This is a genomic window from Streptococcus sp. HPH0090 (genome assembly GCF_000411475.1).
Lineage (GTDB): Bacteria > Bacillota > Bacilli > Lactobacillales > Streptococcaceae > Streptococcus.
In genome coordinates, this window is record NZ_KE150464.1 from 954935 (window position 1) to 973486 (window position 18552).

The following is an 18552-nucleotide window of genomic DNA, read 5'->3' on the forward strand; positions in this document are numbered from 1 at the left end:
TTAGTCAATCAAGCAAGGGGATCCGAATATCCACTGCCAAACCCTGCTTGGGTGCTGTTAATAGTTGTATGCTCCCTGCCATATCTTCCACTCTTTCTTTGATATTGCGTAGTCCATAGCTAAGTTCATCAACATCATCTAACTGAAAACCGCGACCGTTGTCTACTACCTTTAACTGCAAGCCTGTTTCAGTCTGATAAAGATAAACATCTAGACAAGAAGCTTGAGCATGACGAAGGGTATTACTAATCAATTCTTGGACAATACGGAAAATATGCTCTTCAATCTTTTTAGGTAATGCAGTTACCTGATATTTAAAGCTTACCTTTAGATCACTTTTTTCTTCCAATTCTTTGAGAAGCAACTGAATCCCCTCAACTAGACTCTTTTGTTCCAGTTCAATAGGACGCAAATGCAAAAGCAGAATCCGCAAGTCTCTTTGGGCTGTTTCTAAAATAGCAGTCACACTCTGAAGCTGAGTTTGCATCTTTTCTCTATCTAATTTCGAAGCTTGTTGACTGAGTCCTGATAAAATCATATGGGCAGCAAAAATTTCTTGGCTGACCGTATCATGCAAGTCACGCGCGATTCGCTTGCGCTCCTTTTCAATTATCTCTTCTTCCTTGACCAAGGTCTGATTGTCTGCTTTTTGGATGGCTTCTGTCAACAAACCAAGCTTTCCTGACAAGTTTCTAAAACTTGCGTCTAAATCTACATCTCCAAGGCTTTTAATATCTTTACCAGCTAGCAGACGTTTAAGATTTGCTTGGATTCTTCTTCTTGAAATTTCGTCAACCATTGTCCAAAATAGGACTAATAAAAAAGCTAGGGCAAGGCTAAACATCAAAGCTAGAAAGAGGACTTTTTCTGTCTTTTCTAGATCCTGAAAGAGAGAAGTCCACTCCAAATCTAAGACCTTAAAAATGCTTCGAAATAGAAAAGCAACAAAGAGAAATGAGGTGAGTCCAATTAAAATATAGGGCTGTTTTTTCATCCGCGCACCACCTCAACATCTCCAACCATGGTTGTCAAAAGAATCTTCACACTCTTTGGACTCTTGAGATAATCTCTGGTTTCTTGATGGAATTGTTCATTGCGTAAAGAACGCTTAGGCTGGTCAAAGAAGGTTAAATCTCCATACAAAGAATTGACACTGAGACTGACCTCCACATCCACTGGTACGATAATTCTAGTCGTACCGACTAGTTTTCTAAGGATGATGACATTATCATGATTGCTCAAAATCACGTGCTCTAGATGAATGGTATCCTTCCCCATGAGACGAAAAAGGTTGATATCATCAAAGCGACAAGTCTGATAACTTGAAAAATGGTGGAGATTCCCAAACCAGCGATTTTTCTCTCTCTTCACCGTCACAACTTCTTCAAAAATCAGATTGGTATCTTCTCTTTCCTGGTTCATCATAGGATAAAGTAAGAATAGGCTGTAAATCAAGGCTACAAAAATCGCTAAAATGACAAAGGGATTGAGCATGATGATAAAGAAAACTAAAATACTCACCGCCACTAAAATGAAGTTATTACCCTGTCTTCCAGTATAGTATCGTATCAGCAGTAAGAACAAGAGCAAAATGAGCAGAAAACGGGAAAAATGCTCTGATACCATCATAATCAGAGCTCCTGTCAATAAACAAGCTTCAATAAATAGAAAAATTTGAAATTTTCGCATGTATCCGTCCTCTCTATTTTATTGTATCACAAAACCAAAATGTCACATCAGTCTGAGGAATGATAAAAAGACCGGGACCAAAATCCCGACCTCCTTATAGTTGATCTTTTGCTTCTTTTAATTTTCCATAAAGAAGATAGTCGACCTCTTGTAAATCCTCAATTTTTGCACAATTAAGGGCACACATAATCAAGCGTAGGTCTTCCTTCCAACTCTCAACAATAGAGATAACGACATCTACTGGGTAGTTTTCAACTAACTCTAACATAGTTCGCGATAGACCAACTGCTTTTGCTCCAAAGACCAAAGATTTGATGATATCTAGTGGATTGCGAACTCCTCCACTTACCAGAAGCTCCATCTTATCTTTCCAGTCTTGGGCATTGATAAGAGCCTGCATAGTTGATTGCCCCCAATCATTGAGGTAGTCCCGTTGCCCGCTACGACGATTTTCGATATAGGCAAAACTAGTTCCCCCACGGCCAGACAAATCAACCGTACGTATGCCTATCTCGTATGCCTTAGCAATGGTCTTCACATCCATGCCAAAGCCGACTTCTTTCAAAACAAGGGGAACAGAGATTTGCTCAGCATAATCTTTCAGATTACTTGGCCACAATCTAAATTGACGTTCACCTTCTGGCATGAGCAATTCCTGCATAACATTCACATGAACTTGCAAAAGGAGGGGATTCATTTCTTTTACCGTTTGTATCCCCAATTCAACAGGCTTGTCTAAGCCAATATTGGTTCCAAGTAGAAGGTTAGGGTGACTAGTTTTGACTGAGAAAGAATCATCCGATGGATCCTTAAGAGCAGCACTGTAAGAACCTGTCACAAATAAAATCCCGCAGGCCTCTGCCACCTGGGCTAATTTTTGATTGATTTCTCTGCCCTTGTCACTACCGCCTGTCATAGCGTTAATATAAAAAGGAAAGTCCCATTTTCGTCCTGCAAATTCTGTCGAAAGATCAATTTCATCTAAGTCATATAAGGGTAGAGAAGAATGAATCAATTCAACTTCATCAAAACTATTATAAGAACTTTTTTGTTCAAGGGCATAGCGGATGTGTTCATCCTTCCGATTTGTCGTCATGTCCTATCCTTTCTTGATACAAGAGCTCAATCCCTAGATTAGCCCAGCGTTTTTTCAGTAATGTGGTCGAATCTTGGTCAAAACTGAGGGCAATGCCGCAGTCTCCACCACCAGCACCACTACTTTTAGCAACAGCTCTCAAGTCTCTGCTGGCATTTTTTAATTGTCTGAGAGAAGGGGTGTAAATATCTGAACTCAAGCCTTCTAAAAGTTGGCTGGCTTGTTCTAGTAGCTCCATTATCTTTTCTTCTTGGCCTTCCTGCAAAGCCTTTACCAAGTTAGTTACTGTTTCTTTTGAAGCCTGCAAGAAGCTAGCGTTCATATTCTTCTTGATTTGCTTAACCATGTGACTAGACACCGCTACTTCCTTAGTCCAACCTACCAGAAAATCAAAGTCCAAGGCCGTTTCAACATTCCTAATAGAAAAGCCCCAGTCACGTGTTAATACAGTTGGCAAGTCTTCCTTTTCTAGCCATTGTGCCACTTTCTCGCGATCAAATGACTGATAAAGTACTAAGTCTTCTGAAACGATACAGGCGATGTCTCCCATGGAACCATTATCTCCTCGCTTGAGAAGTACAGCACTCGCTAGTTTAAACAAGAGGTCTCTTTCAGCTGGTCTTTCATAGAAAGCAAGCATGGCCTTGATAACCAAGACAACGACGCTACCACTAGAACCCAGACCAAACTTTTTGCCTTCACGTTCCATTTTCCCTCGAATCTCCAAGGAAAACGGCTGCAAGTCAACTCCTTGGGCAGTCAGATAGTCCTCCACCAAAGCAACTGTTTCTTGGATCAAGGCATAGGAAGAATCTGGGCGCATATCTACACTATAAGTAAACATATCTGAGTAGAGTCGATAAACTTCTGAGGACTCAATCTCAGCTGTCATATAGATGGGAATAGCTTTTATTAGTGCTAACTGTCCTGGTTCTAAAATGGCATACTCACCAGCCCAGTAGAGCTTCCCACAAGTTTTAACAATCGTCATCTTGGCTCAAATCCTTTGTCTTTGAAACGATTAAGCGATAGCGTTGACCTAAAAGTTTTGATAGATGTTCCAAGTCTTTTTCTAAACAAAGAACCTTTACATTAGGCCCCGCATCCATGGTGAAGTAACAAGATTCTCCTTGTTCTCTAAGCTGACGAACGAAATCCATAGCCTCATAACTCGCATCTGTCAGATAAGAGAACGGCGGATTTGCAGTTTTTGTCGTAGCATGCATGGCAAGAGCGTTCTTTTCTGTTAATACTCCAACTTTCTCAAAGTCATTTTCCTTGAGGTAGATTAGCATATCCTTGTAGTCTTGCTCAGACTGACGAATCCAGTCCTCAAATGTTGTTGAAGTTTCCACGCAGAGTTTCATGCCATCCCGACTAGAGATTGGTTTTTTCTGGTCTTCCAAGACCAACATAATCATAGCTAGCTTCAAGTCAGTTTCGACAGGATAGATTTCTCCACTATCCTTATCCCAAGCTGCTATCGGTCCATAAAAACTACGAGATGAAGAACCAGATGCGAACTTAGCTTCCAAAGCTAATTCTTTACGATCTAGCCCTAATTGGAAGTAAGCATTGCAAGCTTTGACTAGAGCAGACAAACCACTAGAACTTGAAGAAAGACCTGCCGCTGTTGGCATATTGTTCTTGGTGTCAATACGAACAAAACCTGCCCCTTCAGGACGGTAGCGGTCAATGATTTTACGCATCTTGATATGTTCAGCTTCATTTTGCAACTGACCATTGATGTAAAAGGAATCAGCGGTTGCATCTACTGGTAATGGAGAAAGTGTCGTCTCCGTATACATATTTTCTAAAGTCAGAGAGATACTGCTAGTCGCGGGAACCATCTCTTTTTCTTTTTTCTTACCCCAATATTTGATAATAGCAATATTGGCATAGGAACGTACTGTTACAGGCTTTCGATCCATGTCTGAACAGCTCCTTTCTCTTCTAATCTTTCTGCGAGCTCTTGTGCTTGACTGACATTAGCAACCAAAGCAATGATGCAACCTCCTAGACCACCACCACTCATCTTAGCACCTAGGGCACCATGTTCAAGGGCAGTTTCAACCAAGGCATCTGCCTCAGGGCTACTAACTCCGATTTCTTTTAGATTTCCATGAGCTTTTGTTAGAATTTCTCCTAGCTTCACGGCATCTTTTGTTTTTATTGCTTTTTCTGCTTCTTGGGTTAATTCTCCTAATGCATGCAAGAAAGGCAGAGCTTCCTTACCTTTGCTCTCTACGACTTGGATAGCTTCACGAGTATGTCCATAAATTCCAGTATCTGCAATGATCAGATAAGCTGACAAATCCATGGCTAATTCTTCAAAACCAACATTCTTGATAAAACGAATAGGCTGGTCACTTAGGCAAGTCTTAGCATCTAAACCACTAGGATTCATATGGGCAATCATCTCCGCCCGATTGACCAAAATCTCTAACACTTCATGTGGAAGTTCCGCTTGGTAGTAATCAAATACAGCTCGAATGGCCGCAATACTTATGGCTGCTGAAGATCCCATCCCCCGTTTTTCTGGAATAGCCGAGTCAATTTGACAACGAATGCAAGCATCTTTGATATTTAGATACTCGAGAGAAGCATAAACAGCCATAGACAAGGTGTCCTCTTCAAAAAGACGCCATGGTGTCGCTGCTGGTACCACCCGACAAGTCACTTCAACCTCTAAAAGAGGCAAAGAAATGGCTGGGTAGCCATAAACCACTGCATGCTCTCCGATTAAAATAATTTTACTATGTGCCTGACCGACACCAACTTCTTTTGTCATTTAATCCTACTATCAGATGAAAATCATCTTTTTCTAGATAAAATTTTAGAACTTTATTCCTTTCTATTTTATTATATTTTCACAAAAAAAGCGATTGTTTCCTTCACAATCGCTTGTTTTCATTACTGAACCCACTCACCATTATAGTTGACGTAGTAGCCACCTACAGTAGTATTCACAGCCAAGGCACCTGAACTATAGGCATAGTACCATTTACCATTAACTTGGAACCAGCCTGTCACCATAGCTCCTGACGAACGGAGGTAATACCAAGTATTATCGACATAAATCCAGCCTGTTTTCATATCACCGTTTTGAACATCTAAATAATACCAAGTTGAACCATCCAGATACCAACCGGTCGCCATAGCACCTGATGAACGGAGATAGTACCACTTGTTACCAAGATATTGCCAACCCGTTTGCATTGTAGCAGTTGTTGGATCTAGATAGTACCAAGTAGAAGCATCTTGAATCCAACCAGAACGTTTCTCACCACCAAGATTCTTATTCCCAGAATTTCCTGTTTTTGTTAGGTAATACCAATTAGACTGATCATAAAGCCAACCTGTCTTTAAAGAATGATCTTGATCAAAGTAGTAGTATGCTAATTTAAGAACTTCTGGACCTTCCCAGCCTTCACCATGTTTTTTCCCAACGGTTAAGGAATCTTTTACCTCTAATTGTTGCCAGCCAACAAATTCTTGTAGTACGCCATCTTGGTTAAAGTAATACCATTTTGACATTGGCATATATTCTAATCTGATACCATTTGGGTAAGGACCAATGGTACTACCTTTTTCTGGCATAGGAATATACTGCCAACCAACAACCATTTCACCATTATAATCAAAATAATAGGTCTTCCCATCAATCACTCTCCAGGCCGTTTCTTTGATGTCACCCTTCTTGTAGTAGGTTCTACCATTTTCTTGGACAAATTGCCAGCCTTCTGAATCAGCATCGTCCGCAAATACTGTACTGGTTACTAACAGACTAAAGAAAAATACTGCTAGTCCAACTTGCATCATTTTTTTCAAAAATTTCACTTCTATATCCTCCACAAAGATTGTAACAAAGACTAGAATCTATGTCAATATATAAAAAACTTCAAAAAAAGCAGTTACACAACTGCAACTGCTTTTTTATTCCTGCATGGTATACCCAACACCACGCACAGTTTTGATGTAGCTCTTTTGACCTTTTACGTCAAGTTTGCTACGTAAATAACGGATATAAACATCCACAATATTGGTTTCGGTCGCACTTTCATACTTCCAAACACTTTCCAGCAATTGCTCACGAGTTAAGACCTTCTTGCTTCCCATAAGGGTTGCTAAAAGATCATACTCACGCCGAGTCAAACCGATCATCTCATCTCCACGATAGACAGTGTGGTTTTCTAAATCCATACGCAGATTGCGATAGGATGTAGGAACCTTCATCTGACTACAATGTTGATCAATGAAGTCCCGACCTCTGAAAATCGCTGCAATACGACTGACCAAATCATCGATAATGACTGGTTTATAGATATACGAAACAGCGAAACGCTGGATTGTTTCAAGTTGGTCTTGCAATTCTTCTCGATGATCCAAAATCATGATAACCGAGGCTGGCTTGGTCCGACTCAACTTATCTGCAAAATCCTGGGCTGTCATATCCCCTAGATGAGCATTTAGTAAAATCAAGTCATAGTCTGTCTGAAGAGCCATGGAAAGGGCTTTTTGTCCCTCTTCTACCTGATCAACTCGGTATTGCTCTTTTTGGAGTTCCAGACTTAAAAAATGAGCTAGATTTCTTTCTTTCTCAAGTAATAAAATCCGTTTCCCCATGGCTGACCTACTTATTTTTCGTCATACCAAGAGTAGTGGAATGTTCCTTCTTTGTCTTTACGTTGGTATGTGTGGGCACCAAAGTAATCACGTTGTGCTTGGATCAAGTTCGCTGGAAGGTCAGCTGAACGGTAGCTATCAAAGTAAGTGATGGCAGCTGAGAAGGTTGGTACTGGTACACCAGCTTGAACAGCAAGAGCTACGATATCACGAACTGATTGTTGGTACTTAGCTGTTACATCCAAGAAGTACTCATCCAAAAGAAGGTTAGCAAGATCTGCATCACGGTTGTAAGCATCTGTAATCTTTTGCAAGAAACGAGAACGGATGATACATCCATCGCGCCAGATAGATGCGATATCTGCAAATGGCAAGTTCCAGTTATTTTCTTTAGAAGCTACACGCAATTGCGCAAAACCTTGTGCGTATGAGATGATTTTTGAGAAGTAAAGGGCTTGGCGGATTTTTTCAATCAACTCAGCCTTGTCTCCTTCAAATTTGAAAGTGGCTGGTTTTGGAAGAACCTTGCTAGCGTGTACACGTTCTTCTTTGTACGTAGAGATGTAACGCGCAAATACTGACTCAGTGATGAGTGACAATGGCACACCAAGGTCAAGAGCTGATTGGCTAGTCCATTTACCAGTTCCTTTGTTTCCTGCAGCATCCAAGATGTAGTCTACGATTGGTCCATCTTGACCTTCATCATCTTTACGGCTTAAAATATCAGCTGTGATTTCAATCAAGTAGCTGTCCAATTCACCCTTGTTCCACTCAGTAAAGATTTCAGCCATGTCTTCTGCTGAAAGACCGAGCAAGTGTTGCATCAAGTCATAGCTTTCTGCAATCAATTGCATATCCCCATACTCGATACCATTATGGACCATTTTCACATAGTGACCAGCTCCATCAGGACCGATGTAAGTCACACATGGTTTGCCATCTTCTGGTGCTTTTGCAGAGATTTCTTCAAGAACGTCAGCCACCAATTCATAGGCTTCTTTTTGTCCACCAGGCATGATAGAAGGACCTTCAAGGGCACCTTTTTCACCACCAGAAACACCTGTACCGATGAAGTTGATACCAGAGTTTGCCAACTCTTCGTTACGACGGATAGTATCTTTGTAGAAAGTGTTTCCTCCGTCAATCAAGATATCACCTTTATCCAAGTGGGGAAGAAGAGCTTGGATAGTTGCATCTGTACCAGGTCCCGCTTGAACCATGAGCATGATACGACGTGGTTTTTCGATTGAGTTTACGAAGCTTTCGATATCATAGCTTGGCACGAAGTTCTTTTCAGGATGGCAAGCAACAACATCTTCTGTTTTTTCTTTACTACGGTTATAAATGGCAACTGTATAGCCACGAGATTCGATATTAAGGGCAAGGTTACGACCCATTACGGCCATACCAACAACACCAAAGTTTGCTTTTGTCATGTGACACTCCTCTTATTTAATATGTTTTATTTTATCACGTTTATCTGTGAAAAGAAAGAATTTTATAACAATTTGACTAGTAGTCTAAATCATCCGCATGGCCAGAACCATTCCCTACAAAGTAACCTGTCTTACAGTTAAGGGTGAAGAGATAAGTTCCATCTGGCTTATAAAGGTTGTAATAACCATTACCATTAACGATATTTACACGTTCCAAGATATATTGGTTTCCAGTGATGTAACCACGCGCACGTGATGTCTCAAGAATTTGTTCAAGAACTCCATCAGCAAATGTCCAGGCAGGATTACTGCTATCATTTACAGCTGATTGATTGTACGGCACTCGGCTAACGCTTCTTTGCAAATTAACACCTTCGCTTGACAAGCCTCCATTAGTTGTAGCTGCAGTCTCGTTTGTTGAAGTCGATGGACTACTGCTTTCAGTAGTTGGACTTGACGCTTCCTGGCTCGCGGCTGTTGTCGCGGCTGTTGTTGAAGCTGTTGTTGTCGTACTTGCTAATTGACTCTTACCGAGGCTGATCGCCTTATCTAGAAGTTTGTCAATTTCTGTATTTCCAGTCTTGATATCTGTGAATTTCGCATCTGCTTTGATTTTTGCATTTGTATCCAAGACACCATCTGTAATAGCTGGAGTTTCAAATTGAGAGTCCACTTCTTGGATAGCTTTTATCTGTGTTTCTAAGCTATCATATTTTGATTTAGCTAGAGTATACTCTCTTGCTCCCTCAAGTTTATCTAAGATTTCTTTTAACTGATTTAGTTGACTAAACTGGCTATTTTTAAGAGCTGTTTTGTTCTCATCAGTATAGAATGTATCGTAGAGAGTATTAAATTGTTCCAAGACTGACTGATTGCTTACCAGACCTGAATCTGCCGCTTGCGTTTGAATTTCTTGAGAAGAACGAGAAATTTGGCGATAAACGTAATAGGCACCTCCAAAAACCAAGAGGAAACCTAAAATAATGGCTGATAAAATTGCCCATTTCTTTTTATTTACAGGTTGATCATCAACTTGAGCAAAACGAGACAAAGTTTGTACTTGTTCTTCATTTTCTTCAGCAACTACTGTACCTTGAGAGTTATCGGCCTCAGCCATTTCAACGGCTTCCAATTCATCCTTAAAAGGTTGCTCAAGAACTCTTGTTTCCTCGATATCAACTTCTTGAGCTACAATCTCTGTAGTTTCGGCAGCAACTGCATCTGTAATTACTTGCTCTTCTGAACTTAATGCATTTTCTTGTTCAGCCGTTTCTCTCACTTCTTGGATCATATCATCCAAGCTTTGAGTAGATTCCTCTTTTTTCGTTTGTAAATTTTCAAATTTGTCTGCTTCGATTTCTTCACGGTGTTGCTTGATATATTTATCTAAGATTGTATCATCTGGAGTTACACCTGCTTCAACTTCCTCGTTCTTACGAATGGCCTGACCAACCGTTAAATCTTTAGCTTCCTCGAATTCGAATTTAGATTCTTGCTCACCCTTATGATGACGATCGCGTCTTTTCTTACTCATCTGCATTCCTTTCTGTTTTAACATCTTGTCTTTTCACTCGTTGACCAAAATATTGATATAAATCAACTTTCAAAGTACCGTTGTAGAGTTTTCGTTTTTTATCTGCCTGACTACCATATTTACTTTCAAAAGCTTCATCACTAGTCAGGATAAATTTACTCCATGTTTTAAGCGGGGCAAAAACTTCTCCCATCTCAGCATAGAGCTTGGTGACTCCTGCATCATCTGACAAGCGTTCTCCATATGGTGGATTAGAGATAATAACTCCATTAATCTTGTCCGTACGCAAATCCTGCACGCGCATCTGTTTAAAGAGGATGTCTTTAGAAACTCCTGCTGCCTGAGCATTTGCCTTCGCAATTTCTACCATACGACCATCAATATCGCAGCCCATGATATCTAGTTCAATCTCACGATTAATTTTTTTACTTGCTTCTGTGCGGACTTCCTGAATCAAACGGTCACTAACCCAGTTCCAATCTTCAAAAGCAAAGGAACGACGCAAGCCTGGTGCCATATTACGGGCAATCATAGCCGCTTCGATACAGAAGGTTCCAGAACCACAGGTTGGATCAATCAGAGGTTTATCTGGATACCAGTTAGACAATTGCAGGATAGCTGCTGCCATGTTTTCCTTGATTGGAGCACCCCCCTTTTCTGTTCGATACCCACGTTTGAAAAGACTAGAGCCACTTGTATCAATCAGAACTGTCGCTACATCTTTAAGAATCGAAACCTCGATTTTAAACTCTGGTCCATTCTCCATTAATGGGACGCCTTCTGGCCTTGCATAATGTTTCTGCAATTTCTTGACAACAGCCTTTTTAGAAATGGCTTGGACACTCGGTTCATTATGAAGTTTTGATTTAACACACTTAGCCTTAGAGATTGGGAAACGCGCTCCGAGCGGAAGATAGTTTTCCCAATCAAGAGCAAATACTCCCTGAAAAAGTTCTTCAAATGTTTTTGCAGGAAAAGTTCCAACAACAATCTTAATTCTATCCGCAGCTCTTAGCCACAGATTGCTTTCAATAATTGTCTTCACATCTCCTTCAAAGCGAACTCGACCATTCTCAACTTGACAGTCGTAGCCTAGTGCACGCACTTCTCGACCTACCACCGCCTCTAAGCCTGCCGCAGCAGTCGCGATTAAATTAAATGTTTGTTTCATGTCAGTCTTTAAAGACCTTTCTCTTGTTCACCTTTTAAAAAATGAGGTTGAGAAAGATTTCTCAGCCCCAACCTATATGCAATTTTCTATAAGCCATGTTTTGTTCCAGAAGCGACTAGGACCGCTTCCTTCGATAATCATCTGTCTACCACTAACAACCAGAAGTTGCTAGTAGTCAGAGTACTACGTTCGTTTCCGCGCACTCCATGCCCCGACCAAAATTTGGGTTGCTAGCTTGAGGGGTTTACCGCGTTCCACTCTCTCTGTTTCCAGAAAGACTACGTCACTGTGGCACTTTCAGAGCTACTAAAACATATCCGAAAACTTAGTCTATTCACTCGCCGTAACGATTTCTCGTCCCTAGGCTTATGGTTTCGCCTAGCACAAACACTACAGGCATCACAGCCTGTGCTAGCATGGACTTTCCTCATGAAAAGATAAACTCTTCACGCGATTATCCAAAAATTGCACAACTGTATGATTCTTAGAAATCAGAGTTTTCTACGATTTGTTTGCCAAACACTTCTTTTTCAAGACGATTCAAACGTTTCAAGATATCAAAGTTGGTCATAGAAGTTGTGCTTCCAAGATCTGCAGGTTCAGAAGCAACAGATACAGGTGCTACTTGAGGTTTATTTGCTAATTCTTCTTTTAATTCTGCGATTTCCAAGCGAAGGGATTTCACGAGGGCTGCATAGGTTTCATAATCCTTGATAACATCATCCAAGAATTCATCAACCTCTGCTTTACTGTATCCACGTACTTCTCTTCCAAAATCCTGTTCAAAAATATCCTTTGCTGTAAAAATAATACTTGCCATGTCTCTCTCCATTCTCAGTTACTAGTATTATTATATAAAAAAAGGCAAACAAAAAGCAAGGTCAAAGCCTCAATTTTCGGAAAAATTTTCGGCTACTTCATTTAAATCCTCAAATGTTAATATTTTTGTAATATAGTTGTCTTTCTTTTTCATCCGTTCGTAAAAAAATTTCAGTTTTGTTTCGTTTTCTTCGTCATAAAAAAGGTAGGCACCATCTGTATTTTCGAGCAAAAAAATCTGATAATCTCTCAATTGACCTTTATGCTCATAAGCAGGGTAAGCATACTTAATAAAATCAACCTGTTTAAAATCACTCAATTTAGCTTGATTGGCCTCATTCCAATTTGATCCATGTGTTTCAAAATCAAAAATAGTCGCTAGTTGAAATCCATAGTCTTCTTTCATCTCCTTAGCAACTTCTAAAACCCAATGTTCAAATCCAAGAGTCCCCGTAAACACTAGCCATTTCAATCCTTCTTCAGCTAATCTTTCCAAGTCTCTACGGATAGCTTTTTTGATGATTTTTAAACGGATATCCTTTTCATTAAATAATCCCAAATCAAAAGCTGAGTATCCCAAAACCAAGGCTGTATGCATTTTTTCACCCTTTCTAAAGACCTTTATGGTATAATAGAGTGATGTTATTGTACCAATAAGGAGGATTATGGTCAACTATCCACATAAACTTTCATCTAAATCAAGCAAAACTTCCCTACCTCAAACTAAAAATTTCGCAAATCGGGGAATGAGTTTTGAAAAGATGATCAACGCTACGAACGACTACTATCTCTCACACGGAATGGCAGTCATTCATAAAAAGCCAACCCCGATTCAAATTGTACGAGTCGACTATCCTCAGCGGAGTCGTGCTAAAATTGTCGAAGCCTATTTTAGACAGGCATCAACAACTGACTACTCGGGTGTTTATGAAGGATTTTATATCGATTTCGAAGCCAAGGAAACCAAACAAAAAAAAGCTTTTCCGATGAAGAATTTCCACTCTCATCAGATTCAGCATATGGAACAGGTCCTTGAACAAAAAGGAATTTGCTTCGTCTTAATCCATTTTTCTTCTTATCAGGAAACGTATTTATTACCGGCAATTGACCTCATCCGTTTTTATCGTCAGGATATGGGAAAAAAATCAATGCCACTTGATTATATTCGAGAGCACGGTTTTGTGATTGAACAACAAGCCTTTCCTCAAATACCTTATCTCGATATCGTCAAACAACATTTACTAGGTGGTAAAACAATATGAATAAACAACTTATCTGGCGCATTGCTAAATATCTAGGAATTGGAATCTTAGCTGCCTTTATCGCTTCGATACTAATCGGTGGAAGTGTCTTCTTCTATTATGCATCTAAAGCGCCTGAACTTACGGAAAGCAAACTAGTCGCAACAACTTCAAGTAAAATTTACGACAGTAAGAATGAATTGATTGCGGACTTAGGAGCGGAACGTCGGGTAAATGCTCAAAGCAATGAAATCCCAACAGACCTTGTTAATGCAATCGTCTCTATTGAGGACCATCGCTTTTTCAACCACAGAGGGATTGATAGCATTCGTATCATGGGCGCCTTCTTACGAAATCTTCGAAGCAACGGTCTTCAAGGTGGTTCAACCTTGACCCAGCAGTTGATTAAATTAACTTATTTCTCAACATCTTCGTCAGATCAAACAATCTCTCGTAAGGCTCAGGAAGCTTGGCTCGCTATTCAGCTAGAAAGAACTGCCACCAAACAAGAAATCTTGACATATTACATCAATAAGGTATACATGTCAAATGGTAACTATGGTATGCAGACTGCAGCGCAAAACTACTATGGTAAAGACTTAAAAGATTTGTCTATTCCACAACTTGCACTGCTTGCTGGAATGCCTCAAGCACCTAACCAATACGACCCTTATTCTCACCCAGAAGAAGCCACTGAACGTCGCAATCTAGTCCTATCAGAGATGCAAAATCAAGGCTATCTCACATCCGAGCAATACGAAACAGCTATTAACACACCGATTACTGATGGTTTACAAAGCCTCAAAGGAAGTAACAGCTACCCTCCTTACTTAGACAATTACCTCAAAGAAGTCATTGAACAAGTTGAAAATGAAACAGGTTACAACCTCTTGACTACTGGTATGGATGTCTACACCAATGTGGACCAAGATGTTCAAAAACGACTCTGGGATGTATACAACACAGATGAGTATGTAGATTATCCTGATGATGAAATCCAAGCTGCTTCTACTATCGTTGACGTTACAAATGGTAAAGTTATCGCTCAGCTTGGTTCTAGACACCAATCAAGTAATGTTTCCTTCGGTATTAACCAAGCCGTTGAAACAAACCGTGACTGGGGTTCTACTATGAAACCTATCACAGATTACGCTCCTGCACTTGAGTACGGAATTTTCGACTCTACTGCAGCAACAATTAATGATGCTCCTTATAACTATCCTGGAACAGACATTCCTGTCTATAACTGGGATAAAGCCTACTACGGAAATATCACACTCCAGTATGCAATTCAGCAATCTCGTAACGTACCGGCTGTTAAAACACTTGAAAAAGTTGGACTAGATCAAGCTAAGACCTTCTTGAATGGTTTAGGCATTGACTACCCATCTATGGTATACGCAAACGCCATTTCAAGTAATACAGTTGAGTCCCATAAGCAGTACGGAGCAAGTAGTGAAAAAATGGCTGCTGCCTATGCTGCCTTTGCCAACGGTGGTATTTACCACAAACCAATGTATATCAATAAAGTTGTCTTTAGTGACGGAACTTCAAAAGAATTCTCTGACCCAGGTTCACGCGCTATGAAGGAAACTACAGCTTACATGATGACAGAAATGATGAAAACCGTATTAACCTACGGAACAGGTCGTGGAGCTTACATGTCATGGTTACCTCAAGCAGGTAAGACGGGAACATCTAACTATACAGATGATGAAATTGAAAATTACATTAAGAGATACGATTATGTTGCACCTGATGAAATGTTTGTAGGATATACCCGTAAATATTCAATGGCCGTTTGGACCGGTTATTCAAACCGTCTCACTCCAATCGTAGGAGATGGATTTAGAGTAGCTGCAAACATCTACCGCTCAATGATGGCATATCTCTCAGAGGATGATAACCCAGGTGATTGGACAATGCCTGAAGGTTTGTATCGCAATGGTGAATACGTCTTTAAAAACGGTGCTCGTAATAGCTGGGTTCCTCAAACAACCCAGCAGGTTACAACAACAGAAACACCTGCTAGTACGACTACTGAAAATCATACTACAGTAGCTGAAACTACTAGTCCAAATACAGCACAGAATCCAACTACTCCAAATACAAATCCTCAACAAAATCCAAATCCTCAAGGACAACAATAATCAAAAAAGACCTAGGAATAGTTTCCTAGGTTTTTTAGCGTAAAAAAGTGGAGTTAATCACTAACTCCACTTTCTTTTATTTGACATGGTTTGCAAGATCTTCTTGCGCTTTTTTATTGGATTCTTCTTTTTCTTTCTTCCATTTATCTTGAGCTTTTTGATATTCATCAGCAGTTACTGGTTTATCTTGAAGTTCAAGGTATTTGTACAAGAGAGGTTCAGTTGTTCCCTTGTTACCTGAGTAAGCAAATGGAAGCGTAAATGGTACCATCTTAGACAACATTGGACGTCCAGTTTGAGAAGATGTTGGAATAATCAAAGCGCTATCTGTCAACCAAGCTTGAGCTGCAGCATATTTGTCATAACGTTTTGAAACGTCAGTGTTTTCATTTCCAGCTTCAACAACCATCTTTTCGTAGTCTTCCAAACCAACTTGTTTGGCAGCAGCATTATTTGTTCCTGCATCAAATCCTAGGTAAGTTTTAGTGTTTTCACCGACTGATGGTTTGATGATATCAAGGTAAGTAGATGGATCTGCAAAGTCTGGAGTCCAACCAACGTTATCTGAAAGGTCCCAATCTTCCCCAGCAGCTGATTCTGCAAAGTAAGTGACATTGAGAACTTCATCTTTTGGAAGTTGTTGGATATCAACGACTACGTTATCAGTTCCTAATGTTGCTTCAAGTGATTGTTTCAATGATTGAACACGTTGTACTTTTGTAGTACTTGTTTGGTCAACCGGCATATCCAAGTGAATTGGGAATTGAACACCTTCTGCTTGGAGAGCTGTCTTAGCTTTAGCAAATTCTGCTTTTGCTTTTTCTGGACTGTAAAGACCGTCTTGAGCATCGTCTAGGTTAACATCTTTCCACTCGTCACCATAGGTCACCAATTTTTCCTTAACTAATTCACCAAAGTTTTTACCATCTGCTTGAACAAATGTTGGTGGTACGAACAAGTTACGAAGAAGTTTTGTTGCTCCACTTTCTCCATTGATTTGAGAAGTATAAGCTGTTCTATCAATACCGAAGGCAATGGCTTGACGGAAGTCTTTGTTAAGGAGAGCTTTCTTAGTTGAAGTTTTTTGCTCATCTGTAGTTTTAGAAGTATATTTATAAGACTGACGATCAATATTGGTACCAATTAAGTAAGTTGAAGAATCTTGTGGTGTATAAACGATATTGTCTTTAAACTCTTTTTCAGTTTCAGGATAACTTGCACTTGTTGGGAATAGACGAGCCGTTGAGAAACCACCAGACTTAAAGGTTTCTGCAGGTTTGTTTGTATCTTGACCATCCCAGAATGAGAGTTTTACTTTATCAATATGAACATTGTCCTTATCCCAGTAATTTGGATTCTTTTCAAATTCTACTGAAGATTTAGCTACCAATGATTTCAACAAGTACGGACCGTTATAAAGGATACTACTTGGATCAGTTGCTTTGGCAAAGTTACTTCCTTGTGAAGTAAGGAATTCTTCATTGACCGGTGCAAGAACACCCATAGTTGTTTTAGAGTTCCAGAAGCTTTCAGGTTTGTTCAAAGTGTATTGAACTGTCTGATCATCAATTGCCTTGATTCCAACTTCAGAAAAGTCGTTAACTTCACCTTTCACATATGCATCAAGACCCTTAATAGAATCTTGAACGAGATAAAGTGCTTCTGATTTATTGTCAGCTGCATATTTAAGACCTGTTACAAAGTCTTGAGCTTTCACAGCTGCGTACTCTTCACCTTCAGAAGTATACCATTTAGCATCTTTACGGATTGTGTAAGTGTAAGTCAAACCATCTTGAGATACAGACCAATCTTCTGCCATTGATGGCACAAAGTTTCCGTAGCGGTCATTTTCCATCAAACCGTCAATGACGTTACTAGTGATATTAGCAGTTGCTGCTTTACCAGTTGTCAAATAGTTGAGGTTGTCTGGGTCGGTTTCATACGTGTAAGAAAAAGTTTTCTCACCTTTTGCGCTCGAACCTGAACAAGCCGCCAAAACACCTGACGCCAACAGAGTCACTCCTGCTAGGGCCATTACTTTTGAAAATTTCATAATAAACTCCTTTATGACTTTTTATACATTATAGTCCCTTTTTTGCTAAGTGTCAATACAATTTTCAGAATTTTTCAAATTGATTTGAAAATATTTTTTTCTATTTCTAACTTTTCAATAAACATCTGATACAAAATTCTTTTTTTGACAGTTCTCAAACAATTCTTTATGATATAATGAAAGAAGAAAGTTGAAAGGAAATACTATGTCAAAAGAAGTTATTGTTGAAAGTTTTGAACTTGACCACACCATTGTTAAAGCACCGTACGTTCGTTTAATAGGAGAAGAAACAGGTCCTAAAGGAGATATCATTTCTAACTTTGATATCCGCTTGGTTCAACCAAATGAGGACTCTATCCCAACCGCTGGTCTTCATACAATTGAGCACCTCTTAGCTAAGCTCATCCGTACTCGCATTGATGGTATGATTGATTGTTCCCCATTTGGTTGTCGTACAGGTTTCCATATGATTATGTGGGGACGCCATACTAGCGCTGAAATCGCATCTGTTATCAAAGATTCGCTGAAAGAAATTGCAGAGACAACAACTTGGGAAGATGTCCCAGGGACTACCATTGAATCTTGTGGCAACTACAAGGATCACAGCCTATTTTCAGCTAAGGAGTGGGCTAAATTGATTCTTGAACAAGGAATTTCAGACGATGCCTTTGAACGTCATGTTATTTAACAATAAAAAAAGAACCAGCTTTTCAGCTGGTTCCTTTTTTATTTTCGAA

At 39.8% G+C, this 18552-nt stretch carries 17 protein-coding genes and 1 other RNA gene; 3 read left to right on the forward strand and 15 right to left on the reverse strand.

The window, feature by feature from the left end; all coding sequences use genetic code 11:
* Nucleotides 1-4 precede the first annotated feature (4 nt).
* The 14 genes from HMPREF1481_RS06590 to HMPREF1481_RS06650 all read right to left on the reverse strand — a co-directional run bounded on the left by HMPREF1481_RS06590 (nt 5) and on the right by HMPREF1481_RS06650 (nt 12969).
* Entirely contained in the window at nt 5-994 is a 990-nt protein-coding gene (locus HMPREF1481_RS06590) for a sensor histidine kinase (RefSeq protein ID WP_016466712.1), read from the reverse strand.
* Nucleotides 991-1689, reverse strand: a complete 699-nt coding sequence (liaF, locus tag HMPREF1481_RS06595; protein ID WP_016466713.1) for a cell wall-active antibiotics response protein LiaF — start codon at nt 1687-1689, stop codon at nt 991-993. Before liaF ends, HMPREF1481_RS06590 begins: the two co-directional genes overlap by 4 nt.
* Nucleotides 1690-1783: 94 nt before the next feature.
* Nucleotides 1784-2785, reverse strand: coding sequence for a type 2 isopentenyl-diphosphate Delta-isomerase (gene fni / locus HMPREF1481_RS06600; RefSeq protein ID WP_016466714.1), 1002 nt, complete (start codon nt 2783-2785; stop codon nt 1784-1786).
* Nucleotides 2763-3776 carry a phosphomevalonate kinase gene (locus HMPREF1481_RS06605; RefSeq protein WP_016466715.1) on the reverse strand — a complete coding sequence of 338 codons (1014 nt, stop codon included), beginning with the start codon at nt 3774-3776 and terminating at the stop codon, nt 2763-2765. The genes fni and HMPREF1481_RS06605 overlap by 23 nt, the downstream gene beginning before the upstream one ends.
* Entirely contained in the window at nt 3763-4716 is a 954-nt protein-coding gene (mvaD, locus tag HMPREF1481_RS06610; RefSeq protein WP_016466716.1) for a diphosphomevalonate decarboxylase, read from the reverse strand. The genes HMPREF1481_RS06605 and mvaD overlap by 14 nt, the downstream gene beginning before the upstream one ends.
* A complete protein-coding gene (gene mvk, locus HMPREF1481_RS06615) occupies nt 4698-5576 on the reverse strand; it encodes a mevalonate kinase (protein ID WP_016466717.1) in 879 nt (292 codons plus the stop codon). Before mvk ends, mvaD begins: the two co-directional genes overlap by 19 nt.
* A gap of 122 nt (nt 5577-5698) precedes the next feature.
* Nucleotides 5699-6625, reverse strand: coding sequence for an N-acetylmuramoyl-L-alanine amidase family protein (locus HMPREF1481_RS06620; RefSeq protein WP_016466718.1), 927 nt, complete (start codon nt 6623-6625; stop codon nt 5699-5701).
* Between the two features lie 96 nt (nt 6626-6721).
* A complete protein-coding gene (locus tag HMPREF1481_RS06625) occupies nt 6722-7411 on the reverse strand; it encodes a response regulator transcription factor (RefSeq protein ID WP_016466719.1) in 690 nt (229 codons plus the stop codon).
* An 11-nt stretch (nt 7412-7422) separates the two neighbouring features.
* Nucleotides 7423-8847: an NADP-dependent phosphogluconate dehydrogenase gene (gene gndA, locus HMPREF1481_RS06630; protein WP_016466720.1), complete on the reverse strand. Its 1425-nt coding sequence runs from the start codon at nt 8845-8847 to the stop codon at nt 7423-7425.
* Nucleotides 8848-8923: 76 nt separating this feature from the next.
* Nucleotides 8924-10381 (reverse strand): cell division site-positioning protein MapZ, encoded by a 1458-nt coding sequence (mapZ, locus tag HMPREF1481_RS06635; RefSeq protein ID WP_016466721.1) that lies wholly within the window; start codon nt 10379-10381, stop codon nt 8924-8926.
* Complete coding sequence (locus HMPREF1481_RS06640; protein ID WP_016466722.1) at nt 10374-11552, reverse strand: THUMP domain-containing class I SAM-dependent RNA methyltransferase; 1179 nt, start codon at nt 11550-11552, stop codon at nt 10374-10376. Before HMPREF1481_RS06640 ends, mapZ begins: the two co-directional genes overlap by 8 nt.
* An 84-nt stretch (nt 11553-11636) precedes the next feature.
* Nucleotides 11637-12018, reverse strand: an RNA gene (gene rnpB / locus HMPREF1481_RS10675) — RNase P RNA component class B.
* 18 nt (nt 12019-12036) lie between these two features.
* Entirely contained in the window at nt 12037-12372 is a 336-nt protein-coding gene (gpsB, locus tag HMPREF1481_RS06645) for a cell division regulator GpsB (RefSeq protein WP_016466723.1), read from the reverse strand.
* Between the two features lie 69 nt (nt 12373-12441).
* The gene (locus HMPREF1481_RS06650) at nt 12442-12969 is read right to left on the reverse strand and encodes a DUF1273 domain-containing protein (protein ID WP_016466724.1); all 528 of its coding nucleotides are present in this window, start codon (nt 12967-12969) and stop codon (nt 12442-12444) included.
* A gap of 67 nt (nt 12970-13036) precedes the next feature.
* Here HMPREF1481_RS06650 and recU point away from each other — a divergent pair, with 67 nt between their 5' ends.
* Entirely contained in the window at nt 13037-13633 is a 597-nt protein-coding gene (gene recU / locus HMPREF1481_RS06655; protein ID WP_016466725.1) for a Holliday junction resolvase RecU, read from the forward strand.
* Complete coding sequence (gene pbp1a, locus HMPREF1481_RS06660) at nt 13630-15762, forward strand: penicillin-binding protein PBP1A (RefSeq protein WP_016466726.1); 2133 nt, start codon at nt 13630-13632, stop codon at nt 15760-15762. Before recU ends, pbp1a begins: the two co-directional genes overlap by 4 nt.
* Before the next feature lie 76 nt (nt 15763-15838).
* Here pbp1a and HMPREF1481_RS06665 read toward each other — a convergent pair whose 3' ends face one another.
* Nucleotides 15839-17815, reverse strand: a complete 1977-nt coding sequence (locus tag HMPREF1481_RS06665; protein ID WP_016466727.1) for a peptide ABC transporter substrate-binding protein — start codon at nt 17813-17815, stop codon at nt 15839-15841.
* Nucleotides 17816-18020: 205 nt separating this feature from the next.
* Here HMPREF1481_RS06665 and HMPREF1481_RS06670 point away from each other — a divergent pair, with 205 nt between their 5' ends.
* A complete protein-coding gene (locus HMPREF1481_RS06670) occupies nt 18021-18503 on the forward strand; it encodes an S-ribosylhomocysteine lyase (protein ID WP_004262051.1) in 483 nt (160 codons plus the stop codon).
* Nucleotides 18504-18552: the final 49 nt, after the last annotated feature.

Excerpts from the sequence above, each read along its gene's own strand:
- mvk (WP_016466717.1), bottom strand. The coding sequence starts at position 5,576 with ATGACAAAAGAAGTTGGTGTCGGTCAGGCACATAGTAAAATTATTTTA.
- gndA (WP_016466720.1), bottom strand. The coding sequence starts at position 8,847 with ATGACAAAAGCAAACTTTGGTGTTGTTGGTATGGCCGTAATGGGTCGT.
- HMPREF1481_RS06590 (WP_016466712.1), bottom strand. The coding sequence starts at position 994 with ATGAAAAAACAGCCCTATATTTTAATTGGACTCACCTCATTTCTCTTT.
- recU (WP_016466725.1), top strand. The coding sequence starts at position 13,037 with ATGGTCAACTATCCACATAAACTTTCATCTAAATCAAGCAAAACTTCC.
- HMPREF1481_RS06670 (WP_004262051.1), top strand. The coding sequence starts at position 18,021 with ATGTCAAAAGAAGTTATTGTTGAAAGTTTTGAACTTGACCACACCATT.
- fni (WP_016466714.1), bottom strand. The coding sequence starts at position 2,785 with ATGACGACAAATCGGAAGGATGAACACATCCGCTATGCCCTTGAACAA.
- HMPREF1481_RS06640 (WP_016466722.1), bottom strand. The coding sequence starts at position 11,552 with ATGAAACAAACATTTAATTTAATCGCGACTGCTGCGGCAGGCTTAGAG.
- mapZ (WP_016466721.1), bottom strand. The coding sequence starts at position 10,381 with ATGAGTAAGAAAAGACGCGATCGTCATCATAAGGGTGAGCAAGAATCT.
- mvaD (WP_016466716.1), bottom strand. The coding sequence starts at position 4,716 with ATGGATCGAAAGCCTGTAACAGTACGTTCCTATGCCAATATTGCTATT.
- HMPREF1481_RS06665 (WP_016466727.1), bottom strand. The coding sequence starts at position 17,815 with ATGAAATTTTCAAAAGTAATGGCCCTAGCAGGAGTGACTCTGTTGGCG.
- pbp1a (WP_016466726.1), top strand. The coding sequence starts at position 13,630 with ATGAATAAACAACTTATCTGGCGCATTGCTAAATATCTAGGAATTGGA.
- HMPREF1481_RS06625 (WP_016466719.1), bottom strand. The coding sequence starts at position 7,411 with ATGGGGAAACGGATTTTATTACTTGAGAAAGAAAGAAATCTAGCTCAT.
- HMPREF1481_RS06650 (WP_016466724.1), bottom strand. The coding sequence starts at position 12,969 with ATGCATACAGCCTTGGTTTTGGGATACTCAGCTTTTGATTTGGGATTA.
- liaF (WP_016466713.1), bottom strand. The coding sequence starts at position 1,689 with ATGCGAAAATTTCAAATTTTTCTATTTATTGAAGCTTGTTTATTGACA.
- HMPREF1481_RS06605 (WP_016466715.1), bottom strand. The coding sequence starts at position 3,776 with ATGACGATTGTTAAAACTTGTGGGAAGCTCTACTGGGCTGGTGAGTAT.
- gpsB (WP_016466723.1), bottom strand. The coding sequence starts at position 12,372 with ATGGCAAGTATTATTTTTACAGCAAAGGATATTTTTGAACAGGATTTT.